A 12,172-nucleotide genomic window follows, 5' to 3' on the forward strand; every position below is an offset into this window, starting at 1 on the left:
AACGGCTTTTCACCTTAGGCGAGCCCAAGGGCTTTTGCCAGGCGCCCGTTGGAAGCGGGCAGCGTCATATCCCGGTAACAACGGCAGGCCACTCTCGACCCGTTGCAGGTCGACGGTGTGAATCGTTTAAATCCGAGGTCGCGATGGCTGAGACGATATTCTGCTACTGCTGCAGGCTGAAGCATCCCAAGGACCAGATGCGTCTGTACCCGACCAAGCGCGGGCCGCGTTGGCGCTGCCTGCGCAGCATCGAGGGCGCGAGCCGGAGCATCGCCGAGCGCGATGCGTTCGGCCAGCAGCAGACGGTGATCAACAGCGAACAGGCGCGCCTCCACGCGCAGTACTCCCTGCGCCTGCGCCACAGCGACGTCGCCCGGTAGCCCCGGCACCCGTCGCCGCCGGGAGTCCGGCTTGCCTGGATGGGGCGTCAGGTGGCCGGGCCTTGTTCCAAGGGCCGGTGGCCGCTGTGGACATTGCCCCTTGCCGCCGGGAAATCGCCGCTCACCCGACCGCTTTTCTTCAGGGGCTGGGCGAAGGTCCGCGCCAATAAAGGCGTTTCGAGGTGGTCGCCTGAAGAGCCGCGCCAATACTCGTTCTTCAGAGGGCATGCCTCAAACCCCGCGACTGGCGCGGGGTTCGGCCATATCGAAAACTACGGTTGGGAAAAATCAGCCCTGGGCAGGCTTCCAGCCCGGGTGGGCGAAGTAGTTGCCATAGGCCTGTAAGGCCTTCACCACCTTGACGGCGCCGTCGTGGCGGGCTGTGCCTTCCTGGCCTTGCATGACCTCGGCGCCAGCCAGCAGATCGGCGATCACCAGGTGGAGCATGGCATCGGCCTCGGCGTCGAGCTTGCAATGTTCCACGGCGTAGGCCACTTCCTTGTTCACCGTGGTGGCCAGGGCGGCGTAGTCGGCGTCGCTGAAGCGCTCCTGGTGGATCCGGGGCAGGGCGCGAACCATGGCGCCGTTGATGCGCCCCATGGCGCCGCGCAAGGGGGCATCGGTCTGCCATTTCTTGCCGGCGTTGAGGTGCAGCGAGGCCGGCGCTTCGGCGCTGCCGTGGTCGTGGGAATGGCCGTGGGCCTGCGCCTGGACGGCAGGGGAGAGGGCGAACAGGGCGGCCAGGAGCAGGGGCGTGGCGGGTAGTTTCATCGTGAGGTCTCTCGCAGAGGTGAAGGGCCGGGGCCTGGATCGGGGCCGCGGAAGAAATACCCGAGCATTTTTGTCGGCTACTGCTTAAACCAACCTTAAGCCAAGGGGCTGGATTTGATGCCGATCATAAAAGCCCGCTAGTGCGGATTCCCTGCCTGGTGCGCGGTCCAGGGGGAAGGCGATGCCCCCTGAAGAGGGTGTTTCCGGAGGAACCTAAATTTCATAGCCTGGCCTAACAACCGGCACAAAATCTGTTCTCACGGGATCGCTGCCACCGAATCAGTGCACGGTGCCGGTCACGGTTCCTGTCCTGGAGCAAGCCATGGCGCAACGCGTGTTGGTGACTGCCGGAGCCTCCGGAATTGGGCGCGAGATTGCCCGGGCGTTTGCCGCGGGCGGCGCCCGGGTCTTCGTGTGCGACATCGACGCCCAGGCGCTCACGGTGCTCACCGGTGAAATCCCTGGCGTGACAGTCGGCATCTGCGACGTGTCGAAGCGGGCCGAGGTCGAGCGCATGGTGGCGGACTGCGCACAGGCCCTGGGCGGCCTCGACGTGCTGGTCAACAACGCGGGCATCGCCGGCCCGACCGCGCCGGTCGAGACGATGGACCCGGATGCGTGGGAAAAGGTCATGCAGGTGGACCTGACCGGAACCTTCAACGTCACCCGCTGCGCCATTCCCCACCTGAAGCAGTCCAGCGCCGGGGTCATCATCACCATGTCATCGGTGGCCGGGCGTTTCGGCTACGCCAACCGCAGCCCGTATTGCACGGCCAAATGGGGGCTGATCGGATTCACCAAGACGCTGGCCATCGAGCTGGGCGAATACGGGATTCGCGCCAATGCCATCCTGCCGGGGGCGGTGGACGGACCACGCATCCAGCGGGTGTTTGAAGGCCGTGCCCAGGTGAGCGGCCGGCCCCTGGAGCAGATCAAGCAGGAGGCGATGGCCGTCCAGTCGCTCAAACGAATGGTCGATCCGAAGGACATTGCCGCATTGGCGGTATTCCTGGCCTCGGATGCCGCCAAGTCGATCTCCGGCCAGATGCTGCCGATCGACAACGACATGCAGCAGGCCAGCTGATCCCGCCACGATTCAAGGAGGCCAATGATGAACACGACGACCGCAACGACCGCAACGGCTGCGGAGCCTGTCCTGCAGCATCTCGACCAGCTGCTCCCCGACCTCGAGGCTTTCTACAAGGACGTGCCGCGCACCCCGAGTTGTCGATGCAGGAGACGCGCACGGCCGAACGGGTGGCGGAGCGGCTGCGCGCCGCCGGATATGAAGTGACGACGGGGATCGGGAAGACCGGCGTGGTGGGCCTGCTGCGCAACGGCGAGGGCCCGACCGTGATGTTGCGCGCCGACATGGACGCCCTGCCGGTCGAGGAGGCGACCGGCCTCGACTACGCCAGCAAGGAGAGGGCCAAGGACCGGGAAGGCAATACGGTGCCGGTGGGGCACATGTGCGGGCACGACATGCACGTCGCCTGGCTCGTGGGGGCGACAGCCCTGTTCGCCCAGGCCAAGCCGGCCTGGCGGGGAACGCTGATGGCGGTCTTCCAGCCCGGGGAAGAGACCGCGGAAGGGGCGCAGGCCATGATCGACGACGGCCTCTTCACGCGCTTTCCCAAACCGGCGGTCGTCCTTGGACAGCACGTCATGGTGGGGCCGGCCGGCGCCGTGGCCGGGCGCACCGGCGCCATCACGTCAGCGGCGGACAGCCTGCAGATCCGCCTGTTCGGCCGGGGCGCCCATGGATCGATGCCCCAGGCCAGCATCGATCCGGTGGTGATGGCGGCTGCGACGGTGATGCGCCTGCAAACCGTGGTGTCTCGTGAAGTCGCCGCGGCGGAGGCCGCCGTGGTTACGGTGGGGGCATTGCAGGCGGGTACTAAGGAGAATGTCATCCCCGACGAAGCCATCATCAAACTGAACGTCCGGACATTCGACGAGGGGGTGCGCAAGCGGGTGCTGGCGGCGATCGAACGGATCGTCAATGCCGAAGCCGCCGCATCGGGCGCCCCGCGGCCGCCGGAAATCACGACGCTCGATCACTATCCGCTCAACGTCAATGACGTGGAGGCGAGCAAGCGGGTGGTCGAGGCGTTTCGCCGGCACTTTCCCGCCGAGCGGGTCCGGCAAACCGGGCCGGCCCCGGCCAGCGAGGATTTCGGATCGTTCGGCACCGAGTGGCACGTCCCTTCCGTCTTCTGGTTTGTCGGCGGCACCGATCCCGAGGTCTATGCCGAAGCCATGAAGGCGGGGCGGCTCAACGAGCTGCCGGTCAACCACAGCCCGCTCTTCGCGCCGGTCATCCACCCGACGCTGCGGACGGGGGTCGAGAGCCTGGTGGTTGCCGCGCAGGCATGGTTTTCGGAGCAACAGGCGCCCGCGTAAGCCCGCGTGATCGCCGGGTCGTCCCGGCCAGCGGCTTCATCGGGCGCCTTGGGGAGAACCTGCGATGTCGCTTCTGCTTGTCCTCGATCTTGCCGGTACCTTCGTTTTCGCCCTCAGCGGCGCCACCGCCGGCGTGGAGCGGCGGCTCGACTTGTTCGGCATCCTGGTGCTCTCCTTCGTCGCCGGAAACTTCGGCGGCATTACCCGCGACCTCATGATCGGCGCGGTGCCGCCGGCCGGGATCGGCGACTGGCGCTATCTGGCAGTGTCGCTGCTGGCGGGGGTGATCACCTTCTACCGCTATGGGGCGGTGGATCGGCTGCGCTCCCCCGTCCTCTTGTTCGATGCGGCGGGGCTTGCGCTCTTCGCCGTTTCGGGGGCGCACAAGGCCCTCGTGTTCGGGCTCAATCCCCTCATGGCGGCGTTGCTCGGCATGCTCACGGGCATTGGCGGCGGCATGGTGCGCGACGTTCTGCTGGCCAATGTGCCCACCGTCCTGCGCGCCGACATTTACGCCACGGCCGCGCTGGCCGGTGCGGCCGTGGTGGTGGTGGGCGAGCTGCTGAAGCTCCCCCCCACCGCCACGACCATCGTCGGCGCATTGCTGTGCTTCGGCCTACGCCTCATGGCCCTGCGCCGCGGCTGGCATCTGCCGGTTGCCCGGCCCGAACGGTCGCCCGACCAACAACAGTCCCGGGATTAGACGTGCGCCAGTCATCCCCGTTTCCCGGGGAGCAGCGCACCCTATCGGGTCGTCCTGATAGGGGGCTCGGACGGGGGGGCGATTGACGGAAGAGGCTGGACACCCGCTACGCCGACGCAGGCGTGCAGAACCCGGGGCAGGAACTGCGCTTCAGAAATTTTGGAGGGATGCCCTTAGGCCCCTTCGGCGTACTCGATCACCAGTTGGGGGCTGGAGACACCGTTGTATTCATTGACGGTGAGGCGGTAGGCGGCGCGGATGCGGTCGCCGGCGTCGTCGGTGGAGTTGAAGCGGATCGCTTCCAGCCGGGTGTTGCCCTTGCGCAGGGTCAGCTTGAGGTGCTTCTCCTTGAGCACGCGGCGCTGTTCCACCACGAACTCGTCCTGGAACAGGGGTGGGGGGAAGCCCTGGCCCCACACCTCGCCTTCGAGCAGGCGGGCCACGTCCAGGTTGAAGAAGCCGGAATCCAGGCCGCCGTCGGTTTCCAGGGTGCGGGTCAGCTCGGCCTCGGTCAGCCATTCGTCGGCCACCCGGGCGAACTGGTCGCGGAACTCGTCGAAGCGTTCCTCGGGAATGGTGGCGCCGGCCGCCATGGCGTGGCCGCCGAATTTGATCAGCAGACCCGGGGCGCGCTTGGAGACGAGGTCCAGGGCGTCGCGCAGGTGGAAGCCGGGGATGGAGCGCCCGGAGCCCTTGATTTCGCCATTCTCGCCCCGGGCGAAGGCGAACACCGGGCGGTGGATGCGGTCCTTGATGCGCGAGGCCAGGATGCCCACCACGCCCTGGTGCCAGTCCGGGTCGAACAGGGCCAGGGCGGCGGGGATGGCGGTGCCTTCACCGCCCTCCAGACTGCCGGCTTCCAGCTCGGCCAGCCGCTCCAGGGCCTGCTCCTGCATGCCGGCCTCGATCTCGCGCCGTTCCCGGTTGAGCTTGTCCAGCTCCTGGGCGATGTTCAGCGCCCGGCCCGGGTCGTCGGTGATCAGGCATTCGATGCCCAGGCTCATGTCCGAAAGACGCCCGGCGGCGTTGAGCCGGGGGCCGACGACGAAGCCCAGGTCGAAGGCGGACAGGCGGTTGAGTTCGCGGCCGGCGGCCGAGAACAGGGCGCGGATGCCGGCGCACAGCTTGCCCTGGCGCATGCGGGCCAGGCCCTGGGCCACCAGGATGCGGTTGTTGCGGTCGAGCTTGACCACGTCGGCCACGGTGCCCAGGGCCACCAGGTCGAGCAGGTTGCCGAAGTTGGGCTCGGGCCGGTCGACGAAGAAGCCCCGGTTGCGCAGCTCGGCGCGCAGGGCCAGCAGCACGTAGAACATCACCCCGACCCCGGCCAGGTTCTTGGAGGGGAAGTCGCAGCCCGGCTGGTTGGGGTTCACGATCACCTCGGCCTCGGGCAGGGTCTCCCCCGGCAGGTGGTGGTCGGTGATCAGGGTGGCGATGCCCAGCTCCCGGGCCCGCTCAACCCCGGCGATGCTGGCGATGCCGTTGTCCACGGTGACCAGCAGGTCCGGGTTGCGCTCGGCGGCCAGGTCGACGATCTCCGGCGACAGGCCGTAACCCAGGGTGAAGCGGTTGGGCACCAGGTAATCCACAGTGCCGCCCAGGCTGCGCAGGCCGCGCACCGCCACGGCGCAGGCGGTGGCGCCGTCGCAGTCGTAGTCGGCCACGATCAGGATGCGGGCCTCGGCCTCCAGGGCGTCGGCCAGCAGCGCGGCGGCGTCTTCGGCGCCCTTCAGGGCTTTCGGCGGCAGCAGCCCGGCCAGGCCGTAGTCCAGGTCGCCCTTGGCGGCCACCCCCCGGGCGGCGTAGATCCGCGCCAGCAGCGGGTGCAAGCCCGATTGTTCGAGGCTCCAGACGAGTTTTTCGGAAACGGGGCGGGTGACGATGCGGGTCATGGCGTGGGGTGTCGGGGCGGAGCCTGGGGCGGGATGTAGCGCGGCTGGGTAATGGGAATGGCGGTGGTGCTGGTGGTGCTGGTAGTGGGCGGCAGAGGCGGGCGGATCAGGCACCCGGTCCTTCCGGGTTGAGGTCTACGCCCTCGGCCTGCCAGGGGGCGGCGTAGGCGGCTAGGGCGGCGGTAGGCAGGGGGCGGCGCCAGAATTTCCAGCGGTCGCCGGGAACCAGGGTCCAGCTCACCGTGGCCCGGGTGGCGGGCACGGTCAGGGTCAGGCCGGTGAGCCGGCCGGCCCACAGGGCGGCCAGGGCCGGGGCCAGCCAGGCGGCCTCCACGGCGGGTAGGGCGCGGCGCCAGGCGTCCCGGTCCTGGTACAGGGCGGAGTCGAACAGGCTCTCCAGCACCACCAGCCCCCGGCCGGCCGCGGATGTGGTGTCGGCGGCGGGCAGGGCGGAAAAGCCCGCGGGCAGGGCGGCTGCCCGGGCCGGACCGGCCAGGCCCCGGGCCAGGGGGGAGTCGGCCCAGAGGTGGGAGAGGGGGGCATCGGTGGCGGCGGCGGAAAAATCCGGCATCGCCGGCAGGCCGTAGCCCCACAGCCACAGGCTGTTGACCGGCAGGTGGCCGGCCTCCTCGCGGCGGGCGTTGGCCGGGTGGGTGTGCAGCACCATCTGGGCGTCGCTCACCACCCGGGTCAGGATCGGCGGCAGGTCGGCGGCGGGCTGGCGGCCGTCGAGGCGGCGGCCGGCCACCGCCGACAGGGGCAGCACCGGCGGCAGGCCGAGGGTGGCATCGAGCAGGGTCTGGGGCAGCCAGGCGTACCAGCGGTCGGGGGCCGGGGCGGCGATGCGGATGCCGTCCGGGGCGAAGTAGTCGTTGAGCCCGGCCACCAGGGCCTGGGCATCGGCGTCGTCCAGGGGGAATTGGCGGGCGTCGGCCACCACCACCTGCTGCTGGACGAAGCGCAGGTGCACCGGGTCGGCGCAGACCCAGGCGCCCGGGGCTGCGCCGGCCGGGGGCAGGGGGGGGGCTTCGCCGGCCAGGCGGGCGGCGGCGGGGCTGGTGGCGCTGGCAGAAGCATTGCCCGTCTGGATCCCCATCCGCTTGGCCAGCACTTCTTCCCAGCCCGGAGCCCGCTCCCGGGGATGGGGCGCTACCTGGCACCGGCCGCGGGCCAGCATCGTGCCGAGCGCCGGTAGGCTCAGGTCGGCGTAGATGGCGGTGTCGCGCCGGTCGGGCCAGAACAGGTCGGGAACGAGGATTTCCAGGTGCATAGAGGGAAGGACGGCGGAGTTTCTGCGGGGGACTATGTATGGCGTGCGGGTGGGCAGAGTCGGTACGCCCTTGGCCCGTATTGGCGTACAGCGCCACGGTGGGAGGGGCGCGATGTGCACCCGCAAGTGCGTGGCCGGGTGGCCCGGGGGGAGCGCCGGAGTGTAGCATAGCGCCTTGCCTCGGCCGACCCGGCCGGCGGCCCCGGGCTCGGGGGCGGTGTGGCGCCCTGGCGGGCATCGCCGCCGGCTGCGCAACTCTCTCTGGCCCGACATAACTCAACCCGCTGCCAACCACTATTTTCGCTGTGTCCTCTCTCCCCTACGAGTTGCTCATCGGCCTGCGCTACACCCGGGCCAAGAAGCGCGGCGCCCGGCGCAACCGGTTCGTGTCGTTCATTTCCGCCATTTCCATGGCCGGCATCGCCCTCGGGGTGGCCGCCCTGATCGTGGTGCTGTCGGTGATGAACGGTTTTCAGAAGGAGCTGCGCGAGCGCATCCTCGGCGTGGCGTCCCACATCCAGATCGAAGGCATGGACGGCCAGCTGCCGGACTGGCCCCGGGTGCTGGAAGAGGCCCGCCGCCATCCCGATGTGAAGGGGGCGGCGCCTTTCGTCCAGGCCCAGTCGATGCTGACCTTCGGCGACGAGGTGCGGGGGGTGGTGATCCGCGGCGTGCTGCCGGACATGGAAAACCAGGTGGCGGATTTCGGCAGCCACATCAAGAGTGGCGCCCTGGCCGACCTCAAGCCCGGCGAGTTCGGCATCGTGCTCGGCAGCGAGGTGGCCCGGGCCCTGCGCGTCTTCGTCGGCGACAAGGTGACGGTGATCGCGCCGCAAGGCTCGGTGACCCCGGCCGGGGTGGTGCCGCGGCTGAAGACCTTCAAGGTGGTGGGCATCTTCGAGGTGGGCATGTTCGAGTACGACTCGGGCCTGGCCTTGATCAACTTGCAGGACGCCCAGACCCTGTACCGGCTGGGGGACAACGTCTCCGGCGTACGCCTCAAGCTCGACGACCTGTTCCAGGCGCCCCGGGTGGCCCGGGAGGTGGCCCGGATGATTCGCGCCGACGCCTACCTGACCGACTGGACCCGCAGCCACGCCAACTTCTTCCGCGCCGTGCAGATCGAGAAGAACATGATGTTCATCATCCTGTCCCTGATCGTCGCCGTGGCCGCCTTCAACATCGTGTCGACCCTGGTCATGGCGGTCACCGACAAGCAGGCGGACATCGCCATTCTGCGCACCCTGGGGGCGTCGCCACGCAGCATCATGGCCATCTTCATGGTCCAGGGCGTGCTGATCGGCGCCGTCGGTCTGGCCATCGGCGTCGCCGGCGGCGTGGCCTTGGCCCTCAATATCGACGTGGTGGTGCCCTTCATCGAGCGGATTACCGGCGTCCAGTTCCTCTCCCGGGAGGTGTATTACATCTCTCAACTGCCTTCAGACTTGCAATGGGGCGACGTGATCACCGTTACCACCGTGGCCTTCGTCCTGGGCATCGTCGCCACCCTGTATCCCAGCTACCGGGCGTCCCGGGTCAACCCGGCGGAGGCGCTGCGTTATGAGTGAAACCGTGCTCCCTTCTTCCCCTACCGTCGCCCATGTTCCCGCCGAGGCGGTGATCGAGGCCCGCGGCCTGTCCAAGACCTTCAACGATGGCAAGCTGGCGGTGCCGGTGCTGAGCGGCATCGACCTGACCGTGGCCCCGGGGGAAACCCTGGCCATCGTCGGTGCTTCGGGCTCGGGCAAGAGCACCCTCTTGCACCTGCTCGGTGGCCTGGATACGGCCAGCGCTGGCGAGGCCCGCCTCAAGGGTCGGCTGTGGAGCGGCATGAACGAAAGGGAGCGGGGCGCCTGGCGCAATGCCCACCTGGGCTTCGTTTACCAGTTTCACCACCTGCTGCCGGAGTTCTCCGCCCTGGAAAACGTGGCCATGCCGCTGCTCATCCGCCGCACCAAGGAGGATGAGGCCCATCGTCAGGCCAAGGCGGTGCTCGAAGCGGTCGGCCTGGGCCACCGCCTCACCCATACCCCGGGCGAGCTGTCCGGTGGCGAGCGCCAGCGCGCCGCCCTGGCCCGGGCCCTGGTGACCAAGCCGGCCTGCGTGCTCGCCGACGAGCCCACCGGCAACCTGGACCGGAGTACCGCCGACCAGGTCTTCAACCTGATGCTCGACCTGGCCCGGGATCAGGGCACCGCCTTCGTCGTGGTCACCCACGACCTGGAGCTGGCCGGGCGCTGCCATCGCCACCTGCGCATCACCGACGGCCGCCTCGGCTAAGGCTGTCGTGCCGGCCTAGCGGTCGGTCGCGGTCGTCCATTCGTCGGTTGTCAGCCCGACGACAGGAACGGCTGTGTCCTTGCACCGACTCAAGCGGGGAGTTCCGGTTGCCAGGGCCGATCCTGGCTCCGGGCGGCCGCGATGGCCTTCTGTTGCGCGCCTGCCATGGGGTGCTACAGCGCCGGCACGGTGCCACTATGGGATTTTTCGCAATGCTGCCCGCGTAATTTTCTGCCAGACGCGTGCGTCTGTGCTGCCGCTTGTCGGTTTGCCCCTGTTGCTTGAGTGGTTTTTCCCCAGAGGTGCGTAAAATACTGGCCCTTTGATCGCCAGGGTGTCGCATTTGGCGTTTCGCCGGCATGGAATTTTCGGCGCCATCCTCTGGTCATATCCCGCGAGCCTATCTTTTTTCTCGCAGCGCACGCTCTGACAGGATTCCCATGAAGACTCTCTTTGGCCCTGCCGTCTGGCTGATGAACCGTTTGTCCTACCCGCGCAAGTTCCTCCTGCTTGGCGGGGTAGTCCTGGTTGCGGTGGTGTTGCTCCTGACCAACCTGTACACCACCCTCAACGGCTTGATCGACCTGTCGCGTAACGAGCTGAGCGCCCTGGAAACCCTGCGCGACAGCCAGACCCTGGTGCAGAAGCTGCAACAACACCGGGGCATGTCTTCGGCGGTGCTCAACGGCAACGAGGCCATGAAGGCCGGCCGGGCCGCCAAGGAGGGGGAGGTGAGCGAGGCCTTTGCCCGCACCGAGAAGGCCCTGGGGGCGGGCCTGGCCAACGATCCGGATTGGCAGAAGCTCAAGGACGACTGGGCCAAGCTGCGTAGCGAGGGGCTCAACCTGCCGGCGGCGGAAAACCTGGCTCGGCACACCCGGCTGATCGATGATGTACTCATCTTCCAGGTGACCATCGCCGATGTGCAGGGCCTGACCATCGACCCGGACATCGATTCGTTCTATTTGATCGATACCATCGTGCACAAGCTGCCAGCGACCCTGGAGCGCCTCGGCCAGCTGCGCGCCCGAGGTGCCGGCATCCTCACCCGCAAGGAACTGAGCGAAACCCAGAAAGTGGACCTGGGGGCCCTGCTCGCCGACCTGGACGCCCAGACCAAGTACTACCGTATCCAGATCGCCAAGGCCCAGAAGGTTAACGGGGCGGTCAAGGGCCTGCTCGGCGATTCCGGTCAGAACTTCCTGGCTGCGGTAGACGGCACCACCAAACTGGTCCGCGAGGACATCCTCGGCGGACACTACGCCACCGCGCCCAAGGCCTACTTCGACCAGGTCACCGGGGTGATCGACCAGGGCTACAAGCAGATGTTCGATACCCTGATGCCGGCCACCGCCACCCTGGTGCAGACCCGCATCGCCCACGCCCAGCGCAGTCTCTACATCGCCCTCGGCACGCTGGTGCTGGTGGCCCTGATGGCCGCCTACCTGGCGGCAGGCATGTACCTGTCGGTGATGAAGGGCCTGACCGACTTCGCCCGGGGGGCCTACGTCATGTCCAAGGGCGATCTGACGGTGCGCGTCAGCGTCGACACCAAGGACGAGCTGCAGTGCCTGGCCGAGGGCTTCAACGCCCTGGGCGAGGGATTCTCCAAGCTGATCCGCAAGGTCCAGGAAACCTCGGGCAAGCTCACCGAATCGTCCCGCCAGGTGGCCGAATCCTCCTCCCAGATCACCGAGGCGACCCAGCAGCAGAGCGATGCGGCGGCCAACATGGCGGCTGCTGTCGAAGAAATGACCGTGGGCATCGACCACATCAGCCATAGCGCCACCGAGGCCCACACCCTGTCGGCCCATGCCGGCGAGCTATCGGAAGCCGGGGCCGGCAAGGTCCAGGCGGTGGTGACGGAAATCCAGCGGGTGGCCGAATCGGTGACCGGCTCGGCCGCGGTGATCGAGGATCTGGGGCGCCATTCCGAGGGCATCTCGACGATCGTCAACACCATCAAGGAGATCGCCGACCAGACCAACCTGCTGGCCTTGAACGCCGCCATCGAGGCGGCCCGGGCGGGAGAAGCCGGACGCGGTTTCGCCGTGGTGGCCGACGAGGTGCGCAAGCTGGCCGAGCGTACCGCCCGCTCCACCCAGGAAATTTCCGAGATGATCGGGGCCATCCAGAACGGCACCCGGGAAGCGGTGGACAGCATGCAGGGCGGCGTGGAACGGGTCGATCAGGGGGTACAGCTGACCGGCGAAGCGGGGGAGGCCATGGGCGAGATCCGCAGCAGCTCGCACCAGGTGCTGACCATGACCAACGACATCGCCATTTCCCTCAAGGAGCAGAGCGCCGCCGCCACCGAGATCGCCCGCAACGTCGAGCGCATCGCCCAGATGGCCGAGGAAACCAGCGCCGCTGCGGCAGGCAACGCCGATACCTCGGCCCACTTGCAGTCCCTTGCCCTGGAAATGCAGGAAGAGGTGCGCCACTTCAAGCTCTGATCCGTCGCTTTCCGATC

Annotated in this window: 10 protein-coding genes; 7 read left to right on the forward strand and 3 right to left on the reverse strand. The window is 68.1% G+C overall.

Translation table 11 applies throughout. The features are described from left to right. Positions 1-143: 143 nt before the first annotated feature. A complete protein-coding gene (locus tag OTERR_RS07505) occupies positions 144-380 on the forward strand; it encodes a hypothetical protein (RefSeq protein ID WP_054620691.1) in 237 nt (78 codons plus the stop codon). A gap of 288 nt (positions 381-668) precedes the next feature. Here OTERR_RS07505 and OTERR_RS07510 read toward each other — a convergent pair whose 3' ends face one another. Beyond that, entirely contained in the window at positions 669-1,151 is a 483-nt protein-coding gene (locus OTERR_RS07510) for a hypothetical protein (RefSeq protein ID WP_149425333.1), read from the reverse strand. Between the two features lie 322 nt (positions 1,152-1,473). Between OTERR_RS07510 and OTERR_RS07515 the strand changes: the two genes are divergently transcribed. The 3 genes from OTERR_RS07515 to OTERR_RS07525 all read left to right on the forward strand — a co-directional run bounded on the left by OTERR_RS07515 (position 1,474) and on the right by OTERR_RS07525 (position 4,257). Next, positions 1,474-2,235 (forward strand): SDR family oxidoreductase, encoded by a 762-nt coding sequence (locus OTERR_RS07515; RefSeq protein WP_149425334.1) that lies wholly within the window; start codon positions 1,474-1,476, stop codon positions 2,233-2,235. Positions 2,236-2,381: 146 nt separating this feature from the next. Beyond that, the gene (locus tag OTERR_RS07520) at positions 2,382-3,554 is read left to right on the forward strand and encodes an amidohydrolase (protein ID WP_149425335.1); all 1,173 of its coding nucleotides are present in this window, start codon (positions 2,382-2,384) and stop codon (positions 3,552-3,554) included. Between the two features lie 64 nt (positions 3,555-3,618). Beyond that, the gene (locus OTERR_RS07525) at positions 3,619-4,257 is read left to right on the forward strand and encodes a trimeric intracellular cation channel family protein (RefSeq protein WP_149425336.1); all 639 of its coding nucleotides are present in this window, start codon (positions 3,619-3,621) and stop codon (positions 4,255-4,257) included. A gap of 173 nt (positions 4,258-4,430) precedes the next feature. Here the strand turns inward: OTERR_RS07525 and recJ are convergent, their stop codons facing one another. Further along, positions 4,431-6,149: a single-stranded-DNA-specific exonuclease RecJ gene (gene recJ, locus OTERR_RS07530; protein ID WP_149426471.1), complete on the reverse strand. Its 1,719-nt coding sequence runs from the start codon at positions 6,147-6,149 to the stop codon at positions 4,431-4,433. 106 nt (positions 6,150-6,255) lie between these two features. Then, entirely contained in the window at positions 6,256-7,419 is a 1,164-nt protein-coding gene (locus OTERR_RS07535; protein ID WP_149425337.1) for a hypothetical protein, read from the reverse strand. A gap of 305 nt (positions 7,420-7,724) precedes the next feature. On the opposite strand from OTERR_RS07535, the gene OTERR_RS07540 reads away from it, so the two are divergent. From OTERR_RS07540 to OTERR_RS16015, 3 genes are all read left to right on the forward strand, one after another. Next, a complete protein-coding gene (locus OTERR_RS07540; protein WP_054620697.1) occupies positions 7,725-8,987 on the forward strand; it encodes a lipoprotein-releasing ABC transporter permease subunit in 1,263 nt (420 codons plus the stop codon). Beyond that, positions 8,980-9,699, forward strand: a complete 720-nt coding sequence (gene lolD / locus OTERR_RS07545) for a lipoprotein-releasing ABC transporter ATP-binding protein LolD (RefSeq protein ID WP_149425338.1) — start codon at positions 8,980-8,982, stop codon at positions 9,697-9,699. The genes OTERR_RS07540 and lolD overlap by 8 nt, the downstream gene beginning before the upstream one ends. Before the next feature lie 440 nt (positions 9,700-10,139). Next, entirely contained in the window at positions 10,140-12,155 is a 2,016-nt protein-coding gene (locus tag OTERR_RS16015; protein WP_187775330.1) for a methyl-accepting chemotaxis protein, read from the forward strand. The last annotated feature ends 17 nt before the right edge of the window (positions 12,156-12,172 follow it).

The organism is Oryzomicrobium terrae (genome assembly GCF_008274805.1).
GTDB classification, from domain to species: Bacteria; Pseudomonadota; Gammaproteobacteria; order Burkholderiales; family Rhodocyclaceae; genus Oryzomicrobium; species Oryzomicrobium terrae.

Coding starts and splice junctions, on each gene's coding strand:
- OTERR_RS07505 (WP_054620691.1), top strand. CDS start 144: ATGGCTGAGACGATATTCTGCTACTGCTGCAGGCTGAAGCATCCCAAG.
- OTERR_RS07510 (WP_149425333.1), bottom strand. CDS start 1,151: ATGAAACTACCCGCCACGCCCCTGCTCCTGGCCGCCCTGTTCGCCCTC.
- OTERR_RS07515 (WP_149425334.1), top strand. CDS start 1,474: ATGGCGCAACGCGTGTTGGTGACTGCCGGAGCCTCCGGAATTGGGCGC.
- OTERR_RS07520 (WP_149425335.1), top strand. CDS start 2,382: ATGCAGGAGACGCGCACGGCCGAACGGGTGGCGGAGCGGCTGCGCGCC.
- OTERR_RS07525 (WP_149425336.1), top strand. CDS start 3,619: ATGTCGCTTCTGCTTGTCCTCGATCTTGCCGGTACCTTCGTTTTCGCC.
- recJ (WP_149426471.1), bottom strand. CDS start 6,149: ATGACCCGCATCGTCACCCGCCCCGTTTCCGAAAAACTCGTCTGGAGC.
- OTERR_RS07535 (WP_149425337.1), bottom strand. CDS start 7,419: ATGCACCTGGAAATCCTCGTTCCCGACCTGTTCTGGCCCGACCGGCGC.
- lolD (WP_149425338.1), top strand. CDS start 8,980: ATGAGTGAAACCGTGCTCCCTTCTTCCCCTACCGTCGCCCATGTTCCC.
- OTERR_RS16015 (WP_187775330.1), top strand. CDS start 10,140: ATGAAGACTCTCTTTGGCCCTGCCGTCTGGCTGATGAACCGTTTGTCC.